We start from the raw sequence: 22,667 nt of genomic DNA, 5'->3' as shown, positions 1-22,667 counted from the left end.
GATCGACCTTAGAGTGGCTGACATGCCCACTGTCACCGTCAGCACAGCCAAGCCGACCACCGCCCAGGCCGAGGTCCTGATCCTGGGCATCCGAACGGACGAGGACAAGGGGGAGCTGGCCGAGACGCTCGACCTCATGGGCTTCTCCGGGGAGAAGGGCCAGACAACGCGGTTCCCGTCCGGCGGCGCGACCACCGCCCCGGTCGTCATCGCGGTCGCCCTTCCCGAGGAGCCCACCGCCGAGGACCTGCGCCGTGCGGCCGCCAATGGCGTCAGGGCGGCCAAGAACGCCGCCAGCGTCGCGCTGGCCCTGCACCCGGCCGGTGTCGACGAGGTCGAGGCGATCGCCGAGGGTGTCGCGCTGGGCAGCTACCGCTACGACGTCTACAAGAGCGCCGACGCCGACAAGGACGCCAAGCGCGTCGACCTCACCAGCGCCGTGATCCTGACCGCCTTTGCGCGGCAGGCCTCGACGGACACGGTGCTCGAGCGCGCCGCGACGGTCGCCGAGGCCGTCAACACGGCCCGGGACTGGGTCAACACGCCGCCGGGCGACCTGCGCCCCGCCGACTTCGCCGAGGCCATCACGGCCCACGCCGCCAGCACCGACACCGTGAAGGTCCAGGTGTGGGACGAGAAGCGCCTCGCCAAGGAGAACTGCGGCGGCATCCTCGGTGTGGGCCGCGGATCGGACAGCCCCCCGCGGCTGGTCGTGATGTCGTACGAGCCGGCCGACGCCGTGAGCCACCTGGCCCTGGTCGGCAAGGGCATCACCTTCGACTCGGGCGGCCTGTCGATCAAGTCCGGTCCGGGCATGTCCACCATGAAGATCGACATGGCGGGTGCCGCGGCGGTCGTGGCCGCGACCGTCGCGATCGCCCGGCTCGGCCTGCCGATCCGCGTCACGGCCTACGCGTGCATCGCCGAGAACATGCCCAGCGGTGACGCGACGCGTCCCGGCGACGTGCTCCGCATGCGCAACGGCAGCACCGTCGAGGTCCTCAACACCGACGCCGAGGGACGCCTCGTCCTGGCCGACGGCCTGGCGCTGGCCGTCGAGGCGCAGGCCGATCACATCGTCGACGTCGCGACCCTGACGGGCGCCTGCGTCGTGGCTCTCGGCGAGCGCACCAGCGGCATCCTCGGCAACGACGAGCAGTTCGGCGAGACCGTGCTGGCCTCGTCGCGATCGGCCGGCGAGTCGATGTGGCCGCTGCCGATCGTCGAGGAGGTCAAGACCGCGGTGCGCACCTCGAAGATCGCCGACCTGCGCCAGCACAACCCGAAGCCCTACGGGGGGACGCTGTTCGCGGCGGCGTTCCTGCGCGAGTTCGTCGGTGACATCCCCTGGGCGCACCTGGACATCGCCGGACCGTCCTTCAACGACGGCAGCGCCTATGACTACACCCCCAACGGCGGCACGGGTGTCGGCGTCCGCACCCTCGTGCGGCTCGCGTCGGAGCTCGCCGGGGCCCGATGACGCTGGACGCCTCGACCGCTGCTGCGCTGGAGCAGCGGCTCGCCGTCGAGCAGTCGACGCACCGGCTGCCGTCGGTCGTGGCCGGCATCGTCCGATCCGGCGCGCTGGTCTGGTCCGGCGCGGCGGGGACGACGGACGCCCGCGTCGACGGTCCCGTGCCGACGGCGGACACGCAGTACCGCATCGGGTCGATCTCCAAGACCTTCGTGGCCGTCGAGGTCATGCGGCTGCGCGACGCCGGCCTGCTGGACCTCGCCGACACGATCGGCGCGCACCTGCCGGAGGTCCCGTTCGGGCACGTCACCATCGCGCAGCTGCTGACCCACACCTCGGGCATGCAGGCCGAGACCAATGGCGACTGGTGGGAGCGGACCGAGGGCGGCGACTGGGCATCGCTGCTGGCCTCCGGCATCGGGCTGCGCTTCACCCCCGGCACCGCGTTCCACTACTCCAATGTCGGCTACGGCGTGCTGGGCGAGCTCGTGTCGCGGTTGCGCGGCGTCCCGTGGCAGGACGCGGTGCGCACCGGCATCCTCGAGCCGCTGGGCATGAGCCGCACGACCACCCGGCCGCAGGCGCCGTCCGCGCCCGGGCTCGCGGTGCACCCGCTGGCCGACCTGGTCCACGTCGAGCCCGAGCACGATGCGGTGTCGATGGCACCGGCCGGCCAGCTGTGGTCGACGGTCCAGGACCTGTCCCGCTGGGCCGCCTTCCTCGGCGGACGCACCGGTGACGTCCTGGCGCCCGAGACGCTGACCGAGATGCTGCACCCGGTCGCGGTCAACGATGTCCCGGGGACGCCGTGGGTCGGCGCGCACGCCCTCGGCTGGCAGATGTGGAACGTCGCGGGTCGCCGGCTCGCCGGGCACGGCGGCTCGATGCCCGGGTTCCTGGCGAACCTGCGCATCGACCTGACGTCCGGCGACGGGGTCGTCCTGATGGCCAACGCCACCAGCGGCCTCGGGACGGCCGCCGCCGACCTGCTCACCCTCTTCCGTGAGCGGGAGCCTGACGCACCGACGCCGTGGCACGCCGACTCCGCCCAGGCCGACACGCTCGACCTGGTCGGACCGTGGTTCTGGGGCACGTACGCGTTCACCCTCGCCCTGGAGGCCGATGGCGGGCTGCGTCTCGGCGAGCCGGGCCAGGGCCGCGGAGCCAGGTTCCGGCGCGAGGGCGACGGCTGGATCGGTCTGGAGGGCTACTACCGCGGCGAGCCGCTGGCGGTGGAGCGCGATGCGTCCGGCCGACCGCTGCGCCTCGTGCTGGCGTCCTTCGTCTTCACCCGGACGCCCTACGCCCCTGACGCCGACGTACCCGGCGGCCTCGACAGCAGCGGCTGGCACTGACCCCGGACAGACCGCTGGGCCTGACGTTTTGGCCGACACGCACGGCGTGTCGACGTCAAAACGTCAGGCCCAGCGGGGGTGTTGGGGTCAGTCGGGCAGGCCGAGGACGCGGGCCGCGTCCTCGACGGTGTCCCACTTCTCGCGGGCGCCGCCGAGGCGGTCCGGGTGGGCCTGCGAACGGGCCTTCTTGTAGACCCGCATGAGGTCGTCGAAGGACGGGTCGTCGGGCAGCGGGTCGGCGCCGGCGATCGACTCGAGCGTCATGATCGCGCGCAGCTCGCGAGGGCTGCGTCGCACTGCGGCGGCCGGGGCCGCAGCCGCCGCCGGGGCGGCGCTCCGGACCTTGCGCAGGTCGTACTCACGCTTGCGCGACGGGATCGGGACCAGGTTGGAGTCGTACACCGGGATGCGCAGCTTCTTGCGGGCGAAGTCGTGCCCCGCCTGGGCAGAGGCGACCCGGCGCCGGATGGACTCGCCGTCGTGGGCGACCAGCAGCAAGGTGGTGTGCGTCACGGAGGTCTGCGGCTCGATCCACGCCTCGACCCCGCGTCGGGTCTCGGCGAACTCCCTGAGGGCATCGAGGTCGGCCCGGCTCGAGCCGCGGTCGGACACGGCGGCGCCGCCGGCGGTCCTGGCCTTGCGGCCTCGGAATAATCCCATGTGACAAGTGTGCCCGATCCCCGAGAACTCCTGCGTGAACCCCGGTGGCACTCCGGTTGCGTCCAGTGACAAGATGAGGGTGAAAATCTTCTCTGGGAGGCACTGTGGCGGACGTCGCCGGCAACAACTTCGACATCGTGATTCTCGGCGGCGGCAGCGGTGGTTACGCCTGCGCGCTCCGCGCCGTCCAGCTGGGCAAGACCGTGGCCCTGATCGAGAAGTCCAAGGTGGGTGGCACCTGCCTGCACTGGGGCTGCATCCCGACCAAGGCGCTGCTGCACTCCGCCGAGGTCGCCGACCTGGCCCGCGAGGGCAGCATGTTCGGCGTCCAGTCGACGTTCGAGGGCATCGACATGGCCCAGGTGAACAAGTACAAGGACGGCGTCATCGACCGCCTGTACAAGGGCCTTCAGGGTCTGATCAAGTCCGGCGGCATCACCGTCGTCGAGGGCGAGGGCAAGCTCGTCGACACCAAGACCGTCGAGGTCAACGGCGAGCGCTACACCGGCACCAACGTCGTGCTGGCCACCGGATCGGTCTCGCGCACGCTGGGCCTGGAGATCGGCGGCCGGGTCGTCACCAGCACCGAGGCGCTCTCGATGACCGAGGTCCCCGAGAAGGTCGTCATCATCGGCGGCTCGGTCATCGGCGTGGAGTTCGCCTCCGTCTGGAAGTCCTTCGGCGCCGACGTCACGATCATCGAGGGCCTGCCCACGCTCGTCCCGCTCGAGGACCCGGTGCTCAGCAAGGGCCTGGAGCGCGCCTTCCGCAAGCGCAAGATCAACTTCAAGACCGGCGTGAAGTTCGACTCGGTCAAGCAGACCGAGTCCGGCGTCACCGTCACGCTGGAGAACGGCGACACGATCGAGACCGATCTGGTCCTCGTCGCCGTCGGCCGCGGCCCGAACTCGGCCGGCATGGGCTTTGAGGAGGCCGGCATAACCGTCGACCGCGGCTGGGTCCCGACCAACGAGCGCCTCGCGACCAACGTCGAGGGCGTCTTCGCCGTCGGCGACCTCGTACCGGGCCTGCAGCTGGCGCACCGCGGCTTCGCCCACGGCATCTTCGTCGCCGAGGAGATCGCCGGCCTCAACCCGCAGCCGGTCATCGACTCGGGCATCCCCCGCGTCACCTACTGCGAGCCCGAGATCGCCTCGGTCGGCATCACCGAGCCGCAGGCCAGGGAGAAGTACGGCGACGAGAACGTCGAGACCGTCGAGTACAACCTGGGCGGCAACGGCAAGTCGCAGATCCTGGCCACCGCCGGCACCGTCAAGCTCGTCCGCGAGAAGGACGGCCCGATCGTGGGCGTCCACATGATCGGCTCCCGCTTCGGCGAGCAGGTCGGCGAGGCGTCGCTGATGGTCAACTGGGAGGCCTACCCCGAGGACGTCGCCCAGTTCATCCACGCCCACCCCACCCAGAACGAAGCCCTCGGCGAAGCCGCACTCGCGCTGGCCGGCAAGCCCCTTCACTCGCACGCCTGACCCGGAGATCATCATGGCCACGTCTGTCACCCTGCCCGCTCTCGGCGAAAGCGTCACCGAGGGCACCGTCACCCAATGGCTGAAGTCCGTCGGCGACACCGTCGCCGTCGACGAGCCGCTGCTGGAGATCTCGACCGACAAGGTCGACACCGAGATCCCCTCTCCCGTCGCCGGTGTGCTGCTGGAGATCAAGGCCGAGGAGGACGACACGGTCGAGGTCGGCGCCGTGCTCGCGATCATCGGCGAGGAGGGTGAGAGCGCCGGCGACGACGCTGCACCCGCCGCCGAGGAGCCGGCCGAGGCCGCGACTCCCGAGCCTGCCGCCGAGGCCGAGGAGCGCTCGGCGCTGCCGGAGAACACCGCCGAGGAGCAGCACGACGTGGCCGAGACGGCTGCGGCGCCGCAGGCCGAGACGGCTCCTGCCTCCGGTGGTGGCACCGAGGTGACGCTGCCCGCACTGGGCGAGAGCGTCACCGAGGGCACCGTGACCCAGTGGCTCAAGGCCGTCGGTGACGACGTCGCCGTCGACGAGCCGCTGCTGGAGATCTCGACCGACAAGGTCGACACCGAGATCCCCTCCCCCGTGGCCGGCAAGCTGCTGGAGATCCGCGCCGAGGAGGACGAGACCGTCGAGGTCGGCGCCGTCCTGGCCGTCATCGGCTCCGAGGACGCCGCTCCGGCGGCTGCCGCACCTGCCCCGGAGCCCGAGCCTGAGAAGGCCCCCGAGCCCGAGCCGGAGCCGGAGAAGGCACCCGAGCCCGAGAAGGCTCCTGAGCCCGCCCCGGCCCCCGAGCAGCCGAAGGCCTCCGAGCCCACGCCGGCCCAGCCCGAGACCCAGGCTGCTCCGACCGAGGCGCCGGCTCCCGCCACGTCCGGCGACAGCGGCGACACCTACGTCACCCCGATCGTGCGCAAGCTGGCCAAGCAGCACGGTGTCGACCTCGGCTCCGTCACCGGCACCGGTGTCGGTGGACGCATCCGCAAGCAGGACGTCCTGGACGCTGCCGAGGCCGCGGCCAAGCCCGCCGAGTCCGCTCCCGCCCCGTCCGCTCCCGCGGCCGCCGCGGCGAAGGCTCCCGAGCCGTCCGCGCTGCGTGGCAAGACCGAGAAGCTCTCGCGTCTGCGCAAGGTCATCGCCGGACGCCTGGTCGAGTCGCTGCAGATCTCGGCGCAGCTCACGCAGGTCCACGAGGTCGACGTCACCGAGGTGGCTCGCCTGCGCGCCCGCCACAAGGATGCGTTCCTGGAGCGCGAGGGCGTCAAGCTGACGTACCTGCCGTTCTTCGCCAAGGCCGCCATCGAGGCGCTCAAGGCGTACCCGCAGCTCAACTCGGCCCTCGATCTCGAGGCGGGCACCATCACGTACCCGGCCGGTGAGCACCTGGGCATCGCGGTCGACACCGAGCGCGGCCTGCTGGTCCCGACGATCAAGGACGCCGGCGACCTGTCGATCGCGGGCCTGGCCCGCAAGATCGCCGATGCCGCCGAGCGCACCCGCACCAACAAGATCACCCCCGACGAGCTGTCGGGTGCGACCTTCTCGATCACGAACCTGGGCAGCAACGGCGCACTGTTCGACACGCCGATCATCAACCAGCCGCAGGTCGCGATCCTGGGTGTCGGCGCGGTCGTGAAGCGTCCCGTCGTCGTGACGGACGCGCACGGCAACGACAGCATCTCGGTGCGCAGCATGGCCTACCTGGCGCTGACCTACGATCACCGGATCATCGACGGCGCCGACGCGGGCCGCTTCCTGACCGCGGTCAAGCAGCGCCTCGAGGCCGGCTCGTTCGAGGCTGAGCTCGGTTCCTGACCGATGCACGTCGTGGTGGGCGGGGCCTCGGGATTTCTCGGCACGGCCCTGACCACCCACCTGCGTGCCCGCGGCCACGAGGTCACCCGACTCGTCCGTTCGGGTGACCTCGCCGCGGACGCGTCCAGATGGGACCCCGCCGCGGGTCGCATCGACCAGGCGTTGATCGACCGGGCGGACGCCGTGGTCAACCTGTCGGGATCCCAGATCTCGAAGTGGCCGCGCACGGCCGCCCGGCGCAGCGAGATCCTGTCGTCGCGCCTGGCCGCCACCGACACCCTCGCCAAGGCCGTTGCCGCGTCCTCGACACCCACGGTGTTCATCTCCGGCTCCGGGATGTCCTGGTACGGCACGTCCCGGCCCGGCGAGGTGCTGACCGAGCAGGCGGGGCCGGGCACCGGATTCCTCGCCGAGGTCGCCCAGCAGTGGGAGGCCGCCGCGGCGCCCGCTGTCGAGGCCGGCGCGCGGACCTGCTTCGTGCGGACCTCCCTGGTGCTGAGCAAGGACGGCGGCGTCCTCGCGCTGATGCTGCCGGCCTGGAAGCTCGGCGGCGGCGCGCGCCTGGGGTCCGGGCAGCAGCACATGTCGCTGATCTCCCGCCACGACTGGGTGCGGGGCGTCGAGTTCCTGCTCGAGCACGACACGGCCACCGGACCGTTCAACTTCGCGATGCCCGCCGGCGCGACGAATGCCGAGTTCACCGATGCGCTCGGCCAGGCAGTGCACCGGCCGACCTTCCTGGCGGTGCCCGGGGTGGCCGTCAGGGCGGCGCTGGGCGGAATCTCCGACGACCTGCTCGGCTCGCTGCGGATCTTCCCGTCCGCCCTCGCCGATGTCGGCTTCACCTTCGCGGACCCTGACCTGCGCGCCACCCTCGACTCCGCCCTGGCATGACGCTCCCCGAGCCGCAGGACGTCTTTGCAGACCCTGCCGCCCGGATCCTGGCCTACCTCGACTTCTTCCGCGCCGAGGTGCGCCGCAAGGCAGGTGGACTGCCGGACGAGATGCTCCAACGGGTAGTCGTCCCCTCGGGCTGGACCATCCCCGAGCTCGTGGAGCACCTGGTGCACATGGAGCGACGGTGGCTGGTCTGGGGCTTCCTCGGCGAGGACGTCCCCTCCCCCCGCGCCGACCGTCGCGCCGACGACACCTGGGTGACCGAACGGCCCATCGGGGTGCTGCTGGACGCCTTGGACGAGGGCGGCCGGCGGACGAGGCGCATCGTCGCCGAGCACGACCCCGACGAGCGTGCGCGGGTCGGCGGCATGTTCGGCCCGGCCGACGAGCTGCCCACGCTGATCGGCATCCTGTTCCACGTCATGCAGGAGCATGCCCGGCACGCCGGGCACCTGGACATCGTGCGCGAGCTGCTCGACGGGTCGACCGGCGAACAGTGAGTCCGGCTCAGGCCGGACCGCTGCCCGCGATGCGCCAGCCCTCGGAGGTGCGCACCACCGTGACCCGGCGCCGCGACGGCCGGTCACGGGGCAGGTCGGTCGTCGTACCGTCCTGCCACCTGACCCGCGCCGGGCCGAGCCGGTCGACGACCTCCAGACGCACCCGGGAGCCGGACACCTGCACCAGCCGGCAGGTCAGGATCCTCAGCTCGGCCCCCACGACCCTGCCGCCGCGTGCGGCATAGGCGGCGATCGTGGCGGCATCCGCGGCCGCGGCGACGCTGCCGGCCACGTAGACATCGTCCAGGCCGCTCGGGTCGGCCTGGGCGAACGCCTCGGCGCGCGCCCGGTCCAGGGCCGTCAGCTGTGTGGCCCACTGGTCGGCGGGTGCCGGCGACAGCGCCCGGACCGCGACGATCAGCACCCACAGCCAGTCCATGGCCTCACTGTGCCGCTGTGCGCCAGGTCTCGTCGGCGCTCGTCCACAGGGCTACGCTGACACCGTGACGATCGAGATCCTCGACAACTGGCTCGGTTCCGCGGCCATCGGCTTCGATGACGCCTGGGAGCTGCAGCGCACCCTCCACGCCCAACGTGTCGCCGACGAGATCGGCGACACCGCGATGTTCCTGGAGCATCCTCCCGTCTACACCGCGGGCCGGCGCACCGAGCCGCACGAGCGCCCTTTCGACGGAACGCCCGTGATCGACGTCGACCGCGGCGGCAAGATCACCTTCCACGGACCGGGCCAGCTGGTCGGCTACCCGATCACCAAGCTGCCCACCCACGTGCTGGTCGTCGACTACGTCCGGCGCGTCGAGGAGGCGATGATCCGCGCGGCCGCCGACCTCGGCGTCACGACCGGACGGGTCCCGGGGCGGTCCGGTGTGTGGATCGCCGCATCCGCGGGCCGCGCCGAGCGCAAGGTCGGCGCGATCGGCATCCGGGTCTCACGGGGAGTCACGATGCACGGCTTCTCGCTCAACGCCGATGTGGATCTGTCGTTCTACGAGCGCTTCGTGCCGTGCGGCATCGCCGATGCCGGGGTCACCTCGTTGTCGGCCGAGCTCGGCCGCGACGTCACCGTTCGTGATGCCGCCGCGGCCATCGCCCCTCATCTGGCCGAGATGCTGGCCTGGGAGCCCTACACGCCCATGCCCGATCTCGCCGAGCGGGACGATGCCGTCCCGCTGGTGCCGGTCGGCACGCCGGTCATTCGCTGAGCCGCAGCGCCTCCCCGAAGCCGATCTTGCGGTCGGTGCGCATGAGGGTCCGCTCGTAGAGGCGCGCCGCGAAGCGCACCAGCACGACCGCGCTCACGACGTTGACCGCCAGCGCGACACCCACCTGCCAGGCCGGGACGCCGCCCTCGGCCATCCGCGACGGCATCATCATCGCCGAGACCACCGGCAGCATCGACACGACCGTCTTGACGCTCGCGCCGGCCGTCACCGCGAGGATGTAGGGCGCGAACAAGATGACCTGGCCGGGCATCGTGGTCGACTGCAGGTCCTCCTGGCGGGACGCCAGCGAGCCGGCGACGGCCCACAGCCCGGCCAGGGCCACGAAGCCCAGCACGAAGAACAGCACGTACCAGGCGACCGCGGGGCCGATCGCCGACAGGATCGAGGTCTCCCCCGTCAGCGCGAGCGACGCGACGCCGACGACGGCGAGCACGACGATCTGGCCCAGGGCGAGCGCGGTGTTGCCGACGATCTTTCCCCACAGCATGGCCCGGATCGGCACGGCGGCGGCCAGGATCTCCACGACCCGGCTCTCCTTCTCCTGCACGACGCTCTGCGCGATGTTCATGCCGAAGATGACCGCCGTCAGGTAGAACAGCAGGACGAACACGAAGGCGGTCGCCTGTCGCGCGCCCGCGTCCTCGCTCTCGGGATCGAGCAGCCGCTCGGAGACCGCCGTTCCGCTCTCCAGCTCGGCCAGGTCGACGCCCTGGTCAGCAGCGTTGGCCTCGATCGAGGCGGTCGTCGCGACGGTGGTCAGCGCGCCCGACAGGGCCACGTCGATCTCCCGGTCGCCGACGACCTCGTACCCCGTGGGGGTCTTGATCAGGGCGGCATCGACGTCCCCGTCGCGGACGGCCCGCTCGGCGGCGGCGACCGACGAGTAGGACGTGGCCTTCGCGCTCGACCCGTCGTCGGCCCGGTCGACGAGCTCGGAGGCCGAGGACACCAGGGCCGCGGCCTGCTTGTCGACGACGCCGACGGTGTGGTCGGTGGGACGTCCACCCAGCAGGGAGCTCAGGACGACCAGGACCGCGATGCCCGCCACCATCGCGAGCAGTCCGTAGCGGAAGCTCTTCTCCCGCACCCGGGTCATGATCTCGCGCTCGGCGACGACCCGCCAGGCGTTGCGGACGGTGTCGTGCTCGTGGACCAGCGTGCTCATCGGGCGACCTCCCGGAAGATGGCGGACAGGGGTTGGCGAACGGGGCTGAACTCCACGACGGGCCCGCGCGCGATGACGGCCGCGAGCAGGTCAGACGGCGTGGTCCCGTCGAGGTCGACCAGGGCGACCGGTCCGTCCACGTCGCGCACCTGGATGCCGCGCAGGTCGCGGAGCCACGCGGCGTCCGCCCCGGCCAGGACGATGCGGTAGCGGTCCGGCCCCTTGCCGCGGAGCTCGTCGACCGGGCCGGCCGCGACGACGCGGCCGTGCGACAGGATCACCAGGTCGTCGCACAGCCGCTCGACCAGGTCGAGCTGGTGGCTGGAGAACAGCAGCGGCTTGTCGCCGGCCTCCTTGGCCAACAGGTCAGCCATCTGGTCGACCGCGACGGGGTCCAGTCCGCTGAACGGCTCGTCGAGCACCAGCGCGTCGGGACGGTGGATCAGAGCGGCGGCGATCTGCACGCGCTGCTGGTTGCCCAGCGACAGGGTGTCGAGCACGTCGTCGGCCCGCTCCGCCAGGTCGAAGTGCCCGAGCAGCTCATGAGCCCGTCGGGTCGCCTCGGCCCGCTCGATGCCGTGCAGGCGGGCGAGGAACACCAGCTGCTCGGTGATGCGCATCCGCGGATAGAGACCGCGCTCCTCGGGCATGTACCCGAACCGGCGACGCTGGCCCGTCGAGATGGGGGCACCGTTCCACAGCACCTCCCCCGAGGTCGGGGCGAGGACGCCCAGGATCATGCGCATCGTCGTGGTCTTGCCCGCGCCGTTGCCGCCGACGAAGCCGGTCACACGTCCGGGGCGGACCGAGAAGCTCACGTCGTCGACGACCACGGCATCGCCGTACGCCCTGCTGAGGTGGGATATGTCCAACATGGGTGCCACGGTACGAAGGGTCGGCCCCGCCGCGCATCGGCCACGAGGATGAACTGCGCTCATCCCTGCGGCGGAGGTCAGCCGGGCGGCTGCATGAGGCCGCACTCGTGCGCGATGATCACGGCCTGCACCCGGTCACGCACGTCGAGCTTGGCCAGCACGCGCGACACGTGGGACTTGACCGTCGCCTCGCTGACGAACAGCTCGGCCGCGATCTCGCTGTTGCTCAGGCCGCGGCCCATCGCGACCAGCACGCCGAGCTCGCGCTCGGTCAGGTCGTCCAGTCCGGCAGGGCGCGGGCCGCGCTCGCGCTCGGTCGATCGGGCGATGACCCGCTGGGTCACCTCCGGCGCCAGGAGCGAGTGCCCCTGCGCGACGACGCGGATGGCCGACACCAGGTCCTCGGGCGGGCAGTTCTTCAGCATGAACCCGCCGGCACCGGCCTGCAGCGCCGCGAACAGGTACTCGTCGTCGTCGAAGGTCGTCAGGATCAGCACCCGGCACCCGGGCACCCGCTCGACGATGCGCCGGGTCGCCTCGATGCCGTCCATCCGTGGCATCTGCACGTCCATCAGGACCACGTCCGGGGTCAGCGCGACGGCCTGCTCGACGGCTGCGGCGCCGTCCGCCGCCTCACCCACGACCTCCAGGTCGTCCTCGACGGCCAGGATCATCCGGAACCCGGTGCGCACGAGCGCCTGGTCGTCGGCGACCAGCACGCGGATCGGGCTCATGCGGCCACCGGGATGCGGACCCGCACCCTGAACCCGCCCTCGGGCCGCGGCCCGATCTCCCAGGTGCCCCCGTGCATCGCCGCCCGCTCGCGGATGCCCGTGAGACCGAAGCCTCCGGAGCCCGACGGCGCCGGGCTCGCGTCGAGGTCGCCGCCCTTTCCGTCGTCGATGACCTCGACCTCGACCGATGCCGGGGTCTGGTCGCCTGCCGGCGCGAAGCGCACCACGACCTCGCCGGAGGTGGCCCGTGCGTGGCGGCGGATGTTCGCGACGGCCTCCTGGGCGATCCGGAACAGGGAGAGCCCGACGGTCGGTGGCACCTCGAACGGCTCCCCCACCTGGCGGAACGTCACGGTGGTCGACGCGGCAGCGGGCCGCCCGCCCACGGCGGTCGCGAGCGTGTGGAGCTCATCCAGTCCGGGCTGCGGGGCGCGCGCCTCGCCGTCGTGGTCCGACCGCAGCAGGCCGACGAGCTGGTGCATCTGAAGGACCGCCTGACGCGACGACCGCTCGATGACCTCGATCGCGTCCTTGGCCATGTCAGGACGGTTGTCCAGGATGCGTGCGGCACCTGCTGCCTGCACCCCGATGCCGCTGATGTGGTGCGCCACGACATCGTGCAGGTCGCGGGCGATGCGGACCCGTTCGGCCTGCACCGCGATGTCGCGTTCGCGATCCTGCGCGCGCCGTTCGGCTGCCACGCCCTCGGCGATCTCCTCACGCTGCCGCGCGCTGCGCCAGGCGACGTGCCCCCAGGCCATGGCGCCGAGCAGGTAGATCGTGTTGATCGCGATCGAGTAGACGATCGCGGCCGCATACGGCGGCAGGATGCCTTCGCGGGGTCGCGCGGGCATGTCCGCCGTGACGTACTCCCACACCAGCCAGCCGAATACCGCGACCAGCACCGCTCCGCTCGTGGCGTACAGCTGGTGTCGCGCGCGTGACCAGGCCCATGCCGAGTACAGCGCGGCGAACATGATGACCTGGATCGTGAAGATCGCACCGAGCTCGGGCAGCCGGTCGATGATCGCGAGGAACACGGCGGACACCAGCAGCAAGGTGGTCAGCGGGAAGCGCCGGCGCAACGCCAGCAACAGGCCCGCCAGCCCGAACAGCACATAGGCCTCGATGCCCTTCCAGCCCAGCGTCGATCCGTATGCGCTGTGCCACACCTCGACCGACGCGACCGACAGGATCGCCGCGGCGACACCGCCCAGCACGTCGCGCCGCACCTGCTCGGAGGTGGGCTTCGGTCGGGTCCACCGACGGTCCAGGTCCAGCACGCGACCGAGCCTAGGGCACAGTTCGTGACAGGCGTACCCTTGACCGTGTGACCATTGCACCCGAGGGACGCAAGATGCTGCGGCTCGAAGTCCGCAACTCCGAGACACCCATCGAGAAGAAGCCGTCGTGGATCAAGACGCGCGCCAAGATGGGTCCGGAGTACAACGAGCTGATGAAGCTCGTGAAGGGCGAGGGCCTGCACACGGTGTGCCAGGAGGCCGGTTGCCCCAACATCTTCGAGTGCTGGGAGGACCGCGAGGCCACCTTCCTCATCGGCGGCGAGCAGTGCACGCGCCGTTGCGACTTCTGCCAGATCGACACCGGCAAGCCCGAGCCGATCGACCGTGACGAGCCGCGCCGTGTCGCCGAGTCGGTGCAGAAGATGCAGCTGCGCTACGCCACGATCACCGGCGTCGCCCGCGACGACCAGCCCGACGGCGGCGCGTGGCTGTACGCCGAGACGGTCCGCAAGATCCACGAGCTCAACCCCGGCACCGGCGTCGAGAACCTGATCCCCGACTTCAACGGCGTCCCCGAGCTCCTGGCAGAGGTGTTCGACTCGCGTCCCGAGGTGCTGGCGCACAACGTCGAGACCGTCCCCCGCATCTTCAAGCGCATCCGCCCCGCCTTCCGCTACGAGCGCTCGCTGGACGTCATCACCCAGGCACGCGACTACGGGTTGGTCACCAAGTCGAACCTGATCCTGGGCATGGGCGAGACCCGCGAGGAGGTCTCGCAGGCCCTCGTCGACCTCCACGAGGCGGGCTGCGACCTGATCACGATCACGCAGTACCTGCGTCCGTCGGTCCGTCACCACCCCGTCGAGCGGTGGGTCAAGCCCGAGGAGTTCGTCGAGCTCAAGGCCGAGGCCGACGAGATCGGCTTCGCCGGAGTCATGTCCGGCCCGCTGGTCCGCTCGTCGTACCGGGCCGGATCTCTGTACCAGCAGGCACGCGAGTCCGGACGCGGCATGGGAACGGCCCCCACCGCGCCGTAGACTGGTTCCTATGTCCAACACCGCCCCCACCCCCGCCAAGGGACGCCTCGGCCAGATGCGCCAGGCCTACCAGATCACCAAGCGCAGCGACCGCCACATCGGTCTGATCCTGCTGCTGACCTTCCTGGTGGTGGGTGGAGCGTTCGCCGCTCTGGGCTACTTGCTGTTCGGCACCGGCGTCCTCGGCCTGATCATCACGATCGTCTTCGGCCTGCTGACCGGCATCCTGGCCGTGCTGATCGTCTTCGGCCGCCGCGCCGAGAAGGCTGCGTACGCACAGGTCGAGGGCCAGCGCGGTGCTGCCGCCGGCGCCCTGCAGATGCTGCGCCGTGGCTGGGAGGTCAAGCCGGCGGTGGCGTTCAACAAGAACCAGGACGTCGTGCACCGCGTCGTGGGCCGTCCCGGCATCATCCTGGTCGGCGAGGGCAACCCCAACGCCGTGCGCGGCCTGCTCTCCGCCGAGGTCAAGAAGCACGCCCGCGTGGGCGGCGACGAGGTGCCGGTCACCGGCATCATCGTCGGCAACGAGGAGGGCCAGGTCCGCCTGACCAAGCTGGTCAAGCACATCAACAAGCTGCCCAAGAAGATCAAGCCGGCGCAGATGACCGACGTCATCTACAAGCTCAAGGCCCTCGACGCGATGCGTCCGGCCGCCCCCATGCCGCGCGGCCCCGTGCCCACGTCCATGAAGGGCAACCGCAAGGCCATGCGCGGCTGAAAGGCCCCTTGAGCCACCACGCCCCTTGAGCCTGTCGAAAGGGAACGCCCCTTGAGCCTGTCGAAAGGGAACGCCCCTTGAGCCTGTCGAAAGGGAACGCCCCTTGAGCTTGTCGAAAGGGAACGCCCCTTGAGCCTGTCGAAAGGCTCAGTCCCGGACGACGCGGGAACCGGCCGCCAGGTCGTGCAGGCCGCGCTTGTCCTCGGTCATCACGATGGCCGGCAGCACGAGGCACAGCAGGGCGGTGCGCAGCAGGGCACGCGGCACGCCGATCGGCTGGCCGTTCCGGTTCTCCAGCCGCAGGCCCATGACCCGCTTGCCGATCGACCGTCCCAGCAGCCCGCTGAGCAGGCCGACCTCGAGGATGAAGAAGCCGATGATGATGAAGGTCTGGCTCGCGTCCTGGTCCAACGGCGCCGGCGGGTAGTTGACCCCGGCGATCGCCACGGCGCTGAGTGCCGCCACGATCCAGTCGATCAACAGGGCACCGAGACGACGCATCAGCGAGGGGGTTTCCACTCGGTGAGCCTATCGATCGGACTCCGGGCGTCCTCGAACGGGCACATGTAACACGTCTGAAACAATTCAGACTCGGACGGGAAACTGCACCCTCATAGCCTCGGCGATACGGTGCAGTTGACGCACTACCACCTGCCGTATCGACAACGAAGGCCGCTCTGCGCGGTCGAGGAGGCCACATGTTCGGCAATGCCGACGAGCTGTTCAAGTTCATCAAGGACGAGGGCGTCGAGTACCTCGATGTCCGCTTCACCGACCTGCCCGGCATCCAGCAGCAGGTCACGCTGCCCGCGTCGACGTTCGACGCCGACATGGTGCAGAACGGTGTGGCATTCGACGGCTCGTCGATCCGCGGTTTCCAGACCATCGACCAGTCCGACATGGTGCTGTTCCCGGACATCAAGACCGCGTACGTCGACCCGTTCAAGCGCCGCAAGACCATCGCGATGGACTTCTTCGTCCACGACCCGATCACCGGTGAGGCGTACTCGCGCGATCCGCGCAACATCGCCCGCAAGGCCGAGGCCTACCTGTCCACGACCGGCATCGGCGACACCGCCTTCTTCGCCCCCGAGGCCGAGTTCTACATCTTCGACCGCGTCAACTACGGCACCAGCGCCAACAAGTCGTTCTACGAGATCCAGTCCTCCGAGGCCGCTTGGTCCACCGGCGACAGCATCGACGGCAACCGTGGCTACCAGGTCCGTTACAAGGGCGGCTACTTCCCGGTCGCGCCGACCGACCAGACGTCCGACCTGCGCAACGACATGATGACCAACCTGACCAACGCGGGCCTCGTGCTCGAGCGCGGTCACCACGAGGTCGGCACGTCGGGCCAGGCCGAGATCAACTACAAGTTCGACACGCTGCTCAAGGCCGCCGACGATGTCATGAAGTTCAAGTACATCGTCCGCAACACGGCGTGGGCCAACGACAAGACCGTGACCTTCATGCCGAAGCCGATCTTCGGCGACAACGGCTCGGGCATGCACGTGCACCAGTCGATCTGGGACGACGGCAAGCCGCTGTTCTACGACGAGTCCGGCTACGGCGGACTGTCTGACCTCGCGCGTCACTACATCGGCGGCATCTTGAAGCACGCGCCGTCGCTGCTGGCCTTCACGAACCCGTCGACGAACTCCTACCGTCGTCTGGTGCCCGGCTTCGAGGCGCCCATCGCGCTGGTCTACTCGGCCCGCAACCGCTCGGCGTGCGTCCGCATCCCGATCACGGGCGCGAACCCCAAGGCCAAGCGCATCGAGTTCCGTTGCCCCGATCCGTCGGCCAACCCGTACCTGGCCTTCTCGGCGCTGCTGATGGCCGGCCTGGACGGCATCAAGAACAAGATCGAGCCCGCCGCCCCGATCGACAAGAACATCTACGAGCTGCCGCCGGAGGAGTACGAAGCCATCAACATGGTTCCGACCTCGCTCAACGCGGTGCTCGACTCGCTCGAGGCCGATCACGAGTTCCTCACCGCCGGTGACGTGTTCACGCCCGACCTGATCGAGACGTGGATCGACTACAAGCGCAACGAGGAGATCCTGCCCGTGCAGCTTCGGCCGCACCCGCACGAGTTCGAGCTGTACTACGACATCTGAGTCGTCGCAGCCTGCAATTACGGGGTTAGATCTCTAGTAATGGTGCACTCGGCCCACACATAGCCCACACCAGGGCACAAAGAGACCCCCGACCACAATGGTCGGGGGTCTTTTTGCGTCTGCTCAGATAGCGCGCAGCACTGGCCCCTCACGGCCCACGAAGGCAGCGCCTACGGCATCACGGGTGCCGTCGTCAGCCTTGGGCCACAGCTCCGCGTACGTGTCCAGCGTCAGTGTGGCCGTGGCGTGCCGCATCCGCTTCTGGACCACCTTCACATCGAGCCCCGCGCCGATCAGGTACGAGGCGTAGACGTGGCGCAAGTCGTGGAAGCGGAAGTCAGCCGGGACCCGACGATCCTCCGGCAGCTCCCCCGCCAGATCCTCGGCAGCTCGCACCGCATCGCGGGCAGCGCGGAACCAGCGCTCGACCACACGTGGGTGCATCTGGTCGCCCCACTGATTGATGAACAGGTACCCATCACGCGCGTGATCGCGGATATGGTCCGCGAGCTGGCGCGACATCGTCTCGGGGATCGGCACGTCATCGCGGCTCTTGTCCGACTTCAGAGGTTCCGCCGGGTACTGCACGCGGGGCATGACGTGATGGCTCTCCGTATCGACGTCCTGGACTCGTAGACCGCATACCTCACCGACCCGCAGCCCTGCGAATGCGCCGAGCATCACCGTCGCCCGCATGTGCTCGGGCATCGCGTCGTGAAGCGCCCACGCCTGATCTATGGTCACGAGCCGGACGTCACGACGTCTCGTCGTCACCTTGACCTCCTCCGCCACGTTGCGGTGCAGGAGACCGTCACGGACCGCTGCCCGGATGACCTGGCGCAACCGTCCCAGTAGCGCACGCCGGTAGGAGTCGGCGTACTTCTGGACCTCCAGCGCGCGCAGCCACTTCTCGATGTCGGACACCTGAAGTGTGCGAAGCCGACGCGGGCCGAGCCCGTCCTTGATGACAGCCACATGCACGCGCGCCTGCAGCCGCGTCCGCTCGGCGCCGCCGTAGGTCTCTAGCCATGTGTCGCACCACTGGTTGACGGTGATTTTCTGCCGCTTGGGATCGACGTGCGTGCCCTCGTCCTTCGCGCTCTCCTGATCCGCCGCCCACTTCTTCGCGTCGGTGTGCTTCGCAAACCGCTTCTCGTGCATACGGCCCTCAGCATCGCGGTACCGGACGCGCCATGGATTGGCCAGCGGCCCAGCGCCCGGCTTTGGCTTACGTCTAACGATGCTCGCCATGGCTATTCCCCCTCCTGTTCCAGCACGGTGATCCGCTCGTCGATGTAGTTGCGCACCCGTAGTAGCTCGCTCGCGCCCCGGCCGATCGCGGCCTGCCGGCTCGTCGTGCCGTCAGGCGTAAGAGCTGTCAGCTCGACACCGTAGAAGCCGGCAAGGATCACGGCCTCCGACAGTTTCAGCGATCGCTTGCCCGACTCGATTTCAGACAAGGCACGCGTGGAGAGCACCAGGCCGTGCTCCTGCTCCAGAGCGAGCACCGCGTACGCCTGAGAGATATCACCGCGGGCCTCGCGCGCCCGTTCCCCAATCCGCTGCTGATCGGCCTTCGCACGTTCCCGCGCCGCTGCCCGGGTCGCTTCGATGTCCTCGAAGAAGTGCTCTGCATCGCCCATGTCGTCTCCCCAATTTGTTACGTTTATCTGTGTCCAGTGGGACGTGATATCGTAAGCATAAATCGTAAGTCGGCGGACGTCAATTCGTAGGAGGCGGACAAAGAGATGTTCCGGAATTAGCTGGGACATGAGAGAAGAGGTGCACGATGACGAACCCCGCAAATGAGTTGCTCACCACCGACGAAGCAGCGCAGGAGATGCGCTCCAACGTCAACACATTGGCGTTCTGGCGAGCGACCAATCGGGGCCCCGCATGGGCGAAGCTTGGCCGGCGCGTGGTCTATCGACGCGGCGACATCGAAGCGTTCATCGCCGGTCAGTTCAAGGCCGCCCGATGAACGGCGGAAAGCGCGTCGCCACACCGACGTACCGCACGGCGCCGATCCGCGAAGCGGCCCGTGTTCTGAACACCACGGTGGAGGACCTGCGCGAGGCGGTCGTCAACGGGACCGCCGTGGGCGTCGACACCCGCCACGGCGAGTCAGTCAAGATCGTCCTCATGCCCGGGGCCGCAGCGCCCGAGTTGGTTCCGGCATGAGCGCAGAGGAACGCCGCCCCGAAGGCAATCGTGACGGCGCAATCGAGGAGGTGCTGACGGGCTCGACGTCAGGTTCAAGCCTATCGGTCGATGGCGCCGCAGCTGTCCGCATCGACTACTGGGACCTCCACGTGCTCGACGTCTTCACCGCGCCGCACAGCGACGTCGCGACGATGCGCGCGGCCCACGACGAGATCTACAGGCGCTTCGAGAACTTCGCTGCCAGGTTCGGCAATGCCGCACTGACTCAGAGCGCCGTTCCCGACGACCTCTACGGCCTGGGAAGGACGGACGCTGCCGCCGCCACCGACCGTTTCGCGGACAGCCTGATTCCGGGCACGCCGCACGATGAGTTCGATCTGGAGATGCTCGAGCTCCTGCTGAACAGCCGCCGCTGGGAAGAAATCGAGGGTCGACCGTACGCGCTGCCGCCGTTCGTGACGGGAGAGACGGCCGTGGCCAGCGAGGACAATGCCGGCGAGATCGTCGCCGCGCTGACGCTCGCCCGCGACATCCACGACGCTGGCGGTCACGACGCCGCCCGTTCGCTTGTGTGTGACGAGTGTGTACCGCATCCGGCGCTTGCCGTTGCGACGCTGGCCGCGACGTCGTTGGCCGACCTGAAAGCGCTCATCGCGTCGGACGGTGAAGCCCTGGAGAGGCTCCGTCGTGAAACCGAAAAGCGCCGCGGCACGACCAGTCTCCTCGACCTCATCGCGGACTCCCAAAAGGCCGTTCCGATGCTGGAGGGTGTCGTTCCCGCCGAGGGCGTCGGCGTCATCGCCGGCCCGTCCGGCTCGGGCAAGACGTTCCTCGCGTCGCACATCGCCGTCGGCGTCGCTGCTGGCCGAGAAGGCGCCGTCTACGCGCCGGGTGAAGGCCGTCGCGCGTTCGGTTCGCGCATCGAGGCCGAGGCCGAGCGGCGTGGCGTGCCGTTGGTCGCCCTGGCCGAGTACATGACGATCGTCCACGCCATGCCGGACCTGTTCGCCCGCGATCAGGGATTCTCCGACCTCTTGAAGCGAGCCGAGCGGGACAAGCCGAAGATCATCGTCATCGACACGCTCGCGCTCGCCAGCGGTGAGGCAATCCAGGACAACGCCGGGCACATGTCGAAGGTGATGGGGTCAGCCCAGATGTTGGCCGATGCATCCGGCGGTGTCGTCGTACTAGTCGCCCACACCGGCAAACGGAGCGAACGCGGCATCCGTGGATCCTCTGCGATCGGCGCCGCTGCCGATTGGATCCTGACCCTGAGCCGGTCCGGCCAGCGCGTGACGGTCTCCGTTGACAAGCTCCGCGACGGAGCCGACGGCGGCAGGTTTACGTATCGGTCCCGGCCGATGGGCAAGAGTCTCGTGCTGGACCGGATCTCCGACACCGAGCCGGAGCCCGTCGACGCGGAGCCGGTCACCAGCAAAGCCGAGCCGGCCCAGATCCCTGACCGCATCCTCGCCGTGCTCGACGGCGCCGAGCTGCCGCTGAGCACATCGCAGATCGCCGCAGGCGTCAACGACGACGGAGGCGAAGAGGTCGCCTTGTCGACCATCCGTCGACACCTCGCGAAGCTCAGCGAGACCGGGGAGATCCAGGCATCCGGAGAGAACCGCGATCGCGTCTACGAGTCGGCCAAATGACCCGCTCAGCAACCCGCGCGCCCCTCCCCCTGAACGGGTTACTGAGCGGGTCAGTGAGCGGGTTTGAGAGCGAGTCAGTGAGCGGGTCGAGCGCGACAGATTCGCTGGAATTACAGGGACTTACGGGAGACCCACCTGACCCGCTGAGCGGGTGAGCGGGTTCCCAAGCACGGTGCGCCCCCTATCCCCCACCCCGACCTCTAGGGAGGGGCGGGGAGAGGCGAGGCCGTGAGCGAGTGACCAAGAAGAAGTAGCAGAACGACGCGCGAGAACAGGAGTACGAATGTTGGCCCTCTCCGGGCCCACCACACCAGGCCGGCATCGAGCCGGCATCCATCACAGCAAGGAGCACCACCGTGTCACTCCCCACCCTTCGCACTCCCCGCCCCAGCACACCCCGCCCGCAGTCCTACGTCGTCGGCGCTGACAACGATCCCATCGCGCAGGCGCTCGAGGCCGGCCTTGGCGACGCGCAGGATCGCAACGCGCCGCCGGAGAATCCGTTCATCCCGCTCGAGGAGCGACAGCGCCGACAGGTTGGCCCGTTCATCCCCCACGCCTGGCAGGAGAAGCTCCACGCGCCGGTGAAGCCCTGGCACTCACTAGTGGACGAAGAGGCGCTCACCGCGGCGCAGGACGCCCTGCTGCGGGCGGTCGGCGTGGCCGAGGAGGCCGCGGACGCCGTGACCTCGCTGCGCGGCGAGCAGCGCGATGCCCGCGACGAGGCGGTGCGTGCCGCCAGGGCCGCGGCGAAGGCCGGCCAACCGCTGCCCGAGCCGACAGCCCGCGACTGGCAGATCGAGGCCGCCTACCGCGAGACCCAGTGGAGGGAGGCCCTCAAGGCCGCCCAGAAGGCGAGCGCGCAGTACGCCGCTACGGCCAAGCAGATCGACCCGTCCCGGGTCATCGAGATCGCCGAGAAGCAGAGTGCGGCCAAGGCCAAGGTGCTGGCCGAGGCCCAGCGCGTCGCGGCGAAGGTCTCGCAGGCCGTCCAGGTGGATCGCATGCTCGGCGACGCCGCCGCGGATTTGAAGCTCGGACCGCACTGGCACGTGTCCGACGACGAGGCCCGTGAGCTACCCGGCCGTGCCACGGTCGGCGTCGCCGCCGCCGTGCGTTGGCTCTCCTCCGAGCGCCACGACGTCCACGCCGCCATCACCGACCGGAGCACGGTGCTACCGATGGTCACCCGCGAGTGGCTGGCCAAGCAATCCGAGAACACGTTCGATTTCCTGGCCCGCCTCGAAGCCACCGAGCAGTACTCGTACTCGCGTCTGACGTTCGCCCACGCCGATCGGTACCAGAACAGCGTCCTGTACGAAGAGGAGCGCCAGGCCCTGGCCGAGCGTCGCCTCCCGATGCGCTGACAGTCCAGACGGCCGGCCGGGTCGCATCCCACTTGTTTCCCGGCCGGTCTCCCTCCGGAGCACGTCGCTGCAGGCCCTACACCTGCCGCTCCGCGCCCCCGCCGGCGTGATGACCCGGCGACGGGCAGCGACACCCCAGCCGGCCCGGCGACATCACCG

23 protein-coding genes are annotated in these 22,667 nt (G+C 69.7%); 14 read left to right on the top strand and 9 right to left on the bottom strand.

What is annotated here, in order from left to right:
- The first annotated feature begins 22 nt into the window (after positions 1-22).
- On the top strand, positions 23-1,480 hold the full coding sequence (locus tag NQV15_RS06680) for a leucyl aminopeptidase (protein WP_232399017.1): 1,458 nt from the start codon (positions 23-25) through the stop codon (positions 1,478-1,480).
- Positions 1,477-2,829: a serine hydrolase domain-containing protein gene (locus NQV15_RS06675; protein ID WP_232399015.1), complete on the top strand. Its 1,353-nt coding sequence runs from the start codon at positions 1,477-1,479 to the stop codon at positions 2,827-2,829. The genes NQV15_RS06680 and NQV15_RS06675 overlap by 4 nt, the downstream gene beginning before the upstream one ends.
- Before the next feature lie 87 nt (positions 2,830-2,916).
- On the opposite strand, the gene NQV15_RS06670 is transcribed toward NQV15_RS06675, so the two are convergent.
- Positions 2,917-3,489, bottom strand: coding sequence for a hypothetical protein (locus NQV15_RS06670; RefSeq protein ID WP_232399013.1), 573 nt, complete (start codon positions 3,487-3,489; stop codon positions 2,917-2,919).
- A gap of 104 nt (positions 3,490-3,593) precedes the next feature.
- On the opposite strand from NQV15_RS06670, the gene lpdA reads away from it, so the two are divergent.
- From lpdA to NQV15_RS06650, 4 genes are read left to right on the top strand one after another with little or no spacing between them, the layout of a single operon-like run.
- Positions 3,594-4,976: a dihydrolipoyl dehydrogenase gene (gene lpdA, locus NQV15_RS06665; RefSeq protein ID WP_232399012.1), complete on the top strand. Its 1,383-nt coding sequence runs from the start codon at positions 3,594-3,596 to the stop codon at positions 4,974-4,976.
- 13 nt (positions 4,977-4,989) lie between these two features.
- Positions 4,990-6,789, top strand: a complete 1,800-nt coding sequence (gene sucB / locus NQV15_RS06660) for a 2-oxoglutarate dehydrogenase, E2 component, dihydrolipoamide succinyltransferase (RefSeq protein ID WP_232399010.1) — start codon at positions 4,990-4,992, stop codon at positions 6,787-6,789.
- A 3-nt stretch (positions 6,790-6,792) separates the two neighbouring features.
- Positions 6,793-7,683 carry a TIGR01777 family oxidoreductase gene (locus tag NQV15_RS06655; protein WP_232399009.1) on the top strand — a complete coding sequence of 297 codons (891 nt, stop codon included), beginning with the start codon at positions 6,793-6,795 and terminating at the stop codon, positions 7,681-7,683.
- On the top strand, positions 7,680-8,186 hold the full coding sequence (locus tag NQV15_RS06650) for a mycothiol transferase (RefSeq protein ID WP_232399007.1): 507 nt from the start codon (positions 7,680-7,682) through the stop codon (positions 8,184-8,186). The genes NQV15_RS06655 and NQV15_RS06650 overlap by 4 nt, the downstream gene beginning before the upstream one ends.
- A gap of 7 nt (positions 8,187-8,193) precedes the next feature.
- Here the strand turns inward: NQV15_RS06650 and NQV15_RS06645 are convergent, their stop codons facing one another.
- A complete protein-coding gene (locus NQV15_RS06645; RefSeq protein ID WP_232399006.1) occupies positions 8,194-8,625 on the bottom strand; it encodes a hypothetical protein in 432 nt (143 codons plus the stop codon).
- Between the two features lie 64 nt (positions 8,626-8,689).
- Here NQV15_RS06645 and lipB point away from each other — a divergent pair, with 64 nt between their 5' ends.
- On the top strand, positions 8,690-9,409 hold the full coding sequence (lipB, locus tag NQV15_RS06640; protein WP_232399004.1) for a lipoyl(octanoyl) transferase LipB: 720 nt from the start codon (positions 8,690-8,692) through the stop codon (positions 9,407-9,409).
- On the opposite strand, the gene NQV15_RS06635 is transcribed toward lipB, so the two are convergent.
- From NQV15_RS06635 to NQV15_RS06620, 4 genes are all read right to left on the bottom strand, one after another.
- The gene (locus tag NQV15_RS06635) at positions 9,399-10,595 is read right to left on the bottom strand and encodes an ABC transporter permease (RefSeq protein ID WP_232399002.1); all 1,197 of its coding nucleotides are present in this window, start codon (positions 10,593-10,595) and stop codon (positions 9,399-9,401) included. The two genes, lipB and NQV15_RS06635, sit on opposite strands and share 11 nt — an antisense overlap.
- Positions 10,592-11,470 carry an ABC transporter ATP-binding protein gene (locus NQV15_RS06630; RefSeq protein ID WP_232399000.1) on the bottom strand — a complete coding sequence of 293 codons (879 nt, stop codon included), beginning with the start codon at positions 11,468-11,470 and terminating at the stop codon, positions 10,592-10,594. Before NQV15_RS06630 ends, NQV15_RS06635 begins: the two co-directional genes overlap by 4 nt.
- Positions 11,471-11,547: 77 nt before the next feature.
- Entirely contained in the window at positions 11,548-12,204 is a 657-nt protein-coding gene (locus NQV15_RS06625; protein ID WP_232398999.1) for a response regulator, read from the bottom strand.
- A complete protein-coding gene (locus tag NQV15_RS06620; RefSeq protein ID WP_232398997.1) occupies positions 12,201-13,487 on the bottom strand; it encodes a sensor histidine kinase in 1,287 nt (428 codons plus the stop codon). The genes NQV15_RS06625 and NQV15_RS06620 overlap by 4 nt, the downstream gene beginning before the upstream one ends.
- Before the next feature lie 74 nt (positions 13,488-13,561).
- On the opposite strand from NQV15_RS06620, the gene lipA reads away from it, so the two are divergent.
- On the top strand, positions 13,562-14,485 hold the full coding sequence (lipA, locus tag NQV15_RS06615; protein WP_255669851.1) for a lipoyl synthase: 924 nt from the start codon (positions 13,562-13,564) through the stop codon (positions 14,483-14,485).
- Positions 14,486-14,495: 10 nt separating this feature from the next.
- The gene (locus NQV15_RS06610) at positions 14,496-15,203 is read left to right on the top strand and encodes a DUF4191 domain-containing protein (RefSeq protein ID WP_232398995.1); all 708 of its coding nucleotides are present in this window, start codon (positions 14,496-14,498) and stop codon (positions 15,201-15,203) included.
- A 147-nt stretch (positions 15,204-15,350) separates the two neighbouring features.
- Here the strand turns inward: NQV15_RS06610 and NQV15_RS06605 are convergent, their stop codons facing one another.
- Complete coding sequence (locus NQV15_RS06605) at positions 15,351-15,722, bottom strand: RDD family protein (protein WP_232398993.1); 372 nt, start codon at positions 15,720-15,722, stop codon at positions 15,351-15,353.
- Positions 15,723-15,901: 179 nt separating this feature from the next.
- On the opposite strand from NQV15_RS06605, the gene glnA reads away from it, so the two are divergent.
- Positions 15,902-17,323, top strand: coding sequence for a type I glutamate--ammonia ligase (glnA, locus tag NQV15_RS06600; RefSeq protein ID WP_232398992.1), 1,422 nt, complete (start codon positions 15,902-15,904; stop codon positions 17,321-17,323).
- 123 nt (positions 17,324-17,446) lie between these two features.
- Here the strand turns inward: glnA and NQV15_RS06595 are convergent, their stop codons facing one another.
- On the bottom strand, positions 17,447-18,574 hold the full coding sequence (locus NQV15_RS06595) for a tyrosine-type recombinase/integrase (protein ID WP_232398991.1): 1,128 nt from the start codon (positions 18,572-18,574) through the stop codon (positions 17,447-17,449).
- Positions 18,575-18,576: 2 nt separating this feature from the next.
- On the bottom strand, positions 18,577-18,966 hold the full coding sequence (locus NQV15_RS06590; protein ID WP_232398989.1) for a hypothetical protein: 390 nt from the start codon (positions 18,964-18,966) through the stop codon (positions 18,577-18,579).
- 146 nt (positions 18,967-19,112) lie between these two features.
- Here NQV15_RS06590 and NQV15_RS06585 point away from each other — a divergent pair, with 146 nt between their 5' ends.
- The 4 genes from NQV15_RS06585 (at position 19,113) to NQV15_RS06570 (ending at position 22,508) form a co-directional block, all read left to right on the top strand.
- Positions 19,113-19,304 (top strand): helix-turn-helix transcriptional regulator, encoded by a 192-nt coding sequence (locus tag NQV15_RS06585; protein WP_232398987.1) that lies wholly within the window; start codon positions 19,113-19,115, stop codon positions 19,302-19,304.
- Positions 19,301-19,504: a hypothetical protein gene (locus NQV15_RS06580; RefSeq protein ID WP_232398985.1), complete on the top strand. Its 204-nt coding sequence runs from the start codon at positions 19,301-19,303 to the stop codon at positions 19,502-19,504. Before NQV15_RS06585 ends, NQV15_RS06580 begins: the two co-directional genes overlap by 4 nt.
- A complete protein-coding gene (locus tag NQV15_RS06575; RefSeq protein WP_232398983.1) occupies positions 19,501-21,141 on the top strand; it encodes an AAA family ATPase in 1,641 nt (546 codons plus the stop codon). Before NQV15_RS06580 ends, NQV15_RS06575 begins: the two co-directional genes overlap by 4 nt.
- A 356-nt stretch (positions 21,142-21,497) precedes the next feature.
- The gene (locus tag NQV15_RS06570) at positions 21,498-22,508 is read left to right on the top strand and encodes a hypothetical protein (protein ID WP_232398982.1); all 1,011 of its coding nucleotides are present in this window, start codon (positions 21,498-21,500) and stop codon (positions 22,506-22,508) included.
- Positions 22,509-22,667: the final 159 nt, after the last annotated feature.

This window comes from Aeromicrobium wangtongii (genome assembly GCF_024584515.1).
GTDB classification, from domain to species: domain Bacteria; phylum Actinomycetota; class Actinomycetes; order Propionibacteriales; family Nocardioidaceae; genus Aeromicrobium; species Aeromicrobium wangtongii.
Note: the sequence above shows the minus strand (reverse complement) of the source record. Positions and strands in the feature narration are given on the sequence as shown.

Coding starts and splice junctions, on each gene's coding strand:
- sucB (WP_232399010.1), top strand. CDS start 4,990: ATGGCCACGTCTGTCACCCTGCCCGCTCTCGGCGAAAGCGTCACCGAG.
- NQV15_RS06590 (WP_232398989.1), bottom strand. CDS start 18,966: ATGGGCGATGCAGAGCACTTCTTCGAGGACATCGAAGCGACCCGGGCA.
- NQV15_RS06650 (WP_232399007.1), top strand. CDS start 7,680: ATGACGCTCCCCGAGCCGCAGGACGTCTTTGCAGACCCTGCCGCCCGG.
- NQV15_RS06655 (WP_232399009.1), top strand. CDS start 6,793: ATGCACGTCGTGGTGGGCGGGGCCTCGGGATTTCTCGGCACGGCCCTG.
- NQV15_RS06625 (WP_232398999.1), bottom strand. CDS start 12,204: ATGAGCCCGATCCGCGTGCTGGTCGCCGACGACCAGGCGCTCGTGCGC.
- NQV15_RS06575 (WP_232398983.1), top strand. CDS start 19,501: ATGAGCGCAGAGGAACGCCGCCCCGAAGGCAATCGTGACGGCGCAATC.
- NQV15_RS06645 (WP_232399006.1), bottom strand. CDS start 8,625: ATGGACTGGCTGTGGGTGCTGATCGTCGCGGTCCGGGCGCTGTCGCCG.
- NQV15_RS06675 (WP_232399015.1), top strand. CDS start 1,477: ATGACGCTGGACGCCTCGACCGCTGCTGCGCTGGAGCAGCGGCTCGCC.
- NQV15_RS06595 (WP_232398991.1), bottom strand. CDS start 18,574: ATGGCGAGCATCGTTAGACGTAAGCCAAAGCCGGGCGCTGGGCCGCTG.
- NQV15_RS06680 (WP_232399017.1), top strand. CDS start 23: ATGCCCACTGTCACCGTCAGCACAGCCAAGCCGACCACCGCCCAGGCC.
- NQV15_RS06580 (WP_232398985.1), top strand. CDS start 19,301: ATGAACGGCGGAAAGCGCGTCGCCACACCGACGTACCGCACGGCGCCG.
- NQV15_RS06635 (WP_232399002.1), bottom strand. CDS start 10,595: ATGAGCACGCTGGTCCACGAGCACGACACCGTCCGCAACGCCTGGCGG.
- glnA (WP_232398992.1), top strand. CDS start 15,902: ATGTTCGGCAATGCCGACGAGCTGTTCAAGTTCATCAAGGACGAGGGC.
- NQV15_RS06610 (WP_232398995.1), top strand. CDS start 14,496: ATGTCCAACACCGCCCCCACCCCCGCCAAGGGACGCCTCGGCCAGATG.
- NQV15_RS06630 (WP_232399000.1), bottom strand. CDS start 11,470: ATGTTGGACATATCCCACCTCAGCAGGGCGTACGGCGATGCCGTGGTC.
- NQV15_RS06585 (WP_232398987.1), top strand. CDS start 19,113: ATGACGAACCCCGCAAATGAGTTGCTCACCACCGACGAAGCAGCGCAG.
- NQV15_RS06670 (WP_232399013.1), bottom strand. CDS start 3,489: ATGGGATTATTCCGAGGCCGCAAGGCCAGGACCGCCGGCGGCGCCGCC.
- lipA (WP_255669851.1), top strand. CDS start 13,562: ATGCTGCGGCTCGAAGTCCGCAACTCCGAGACACCCATCGAGAAGAAG.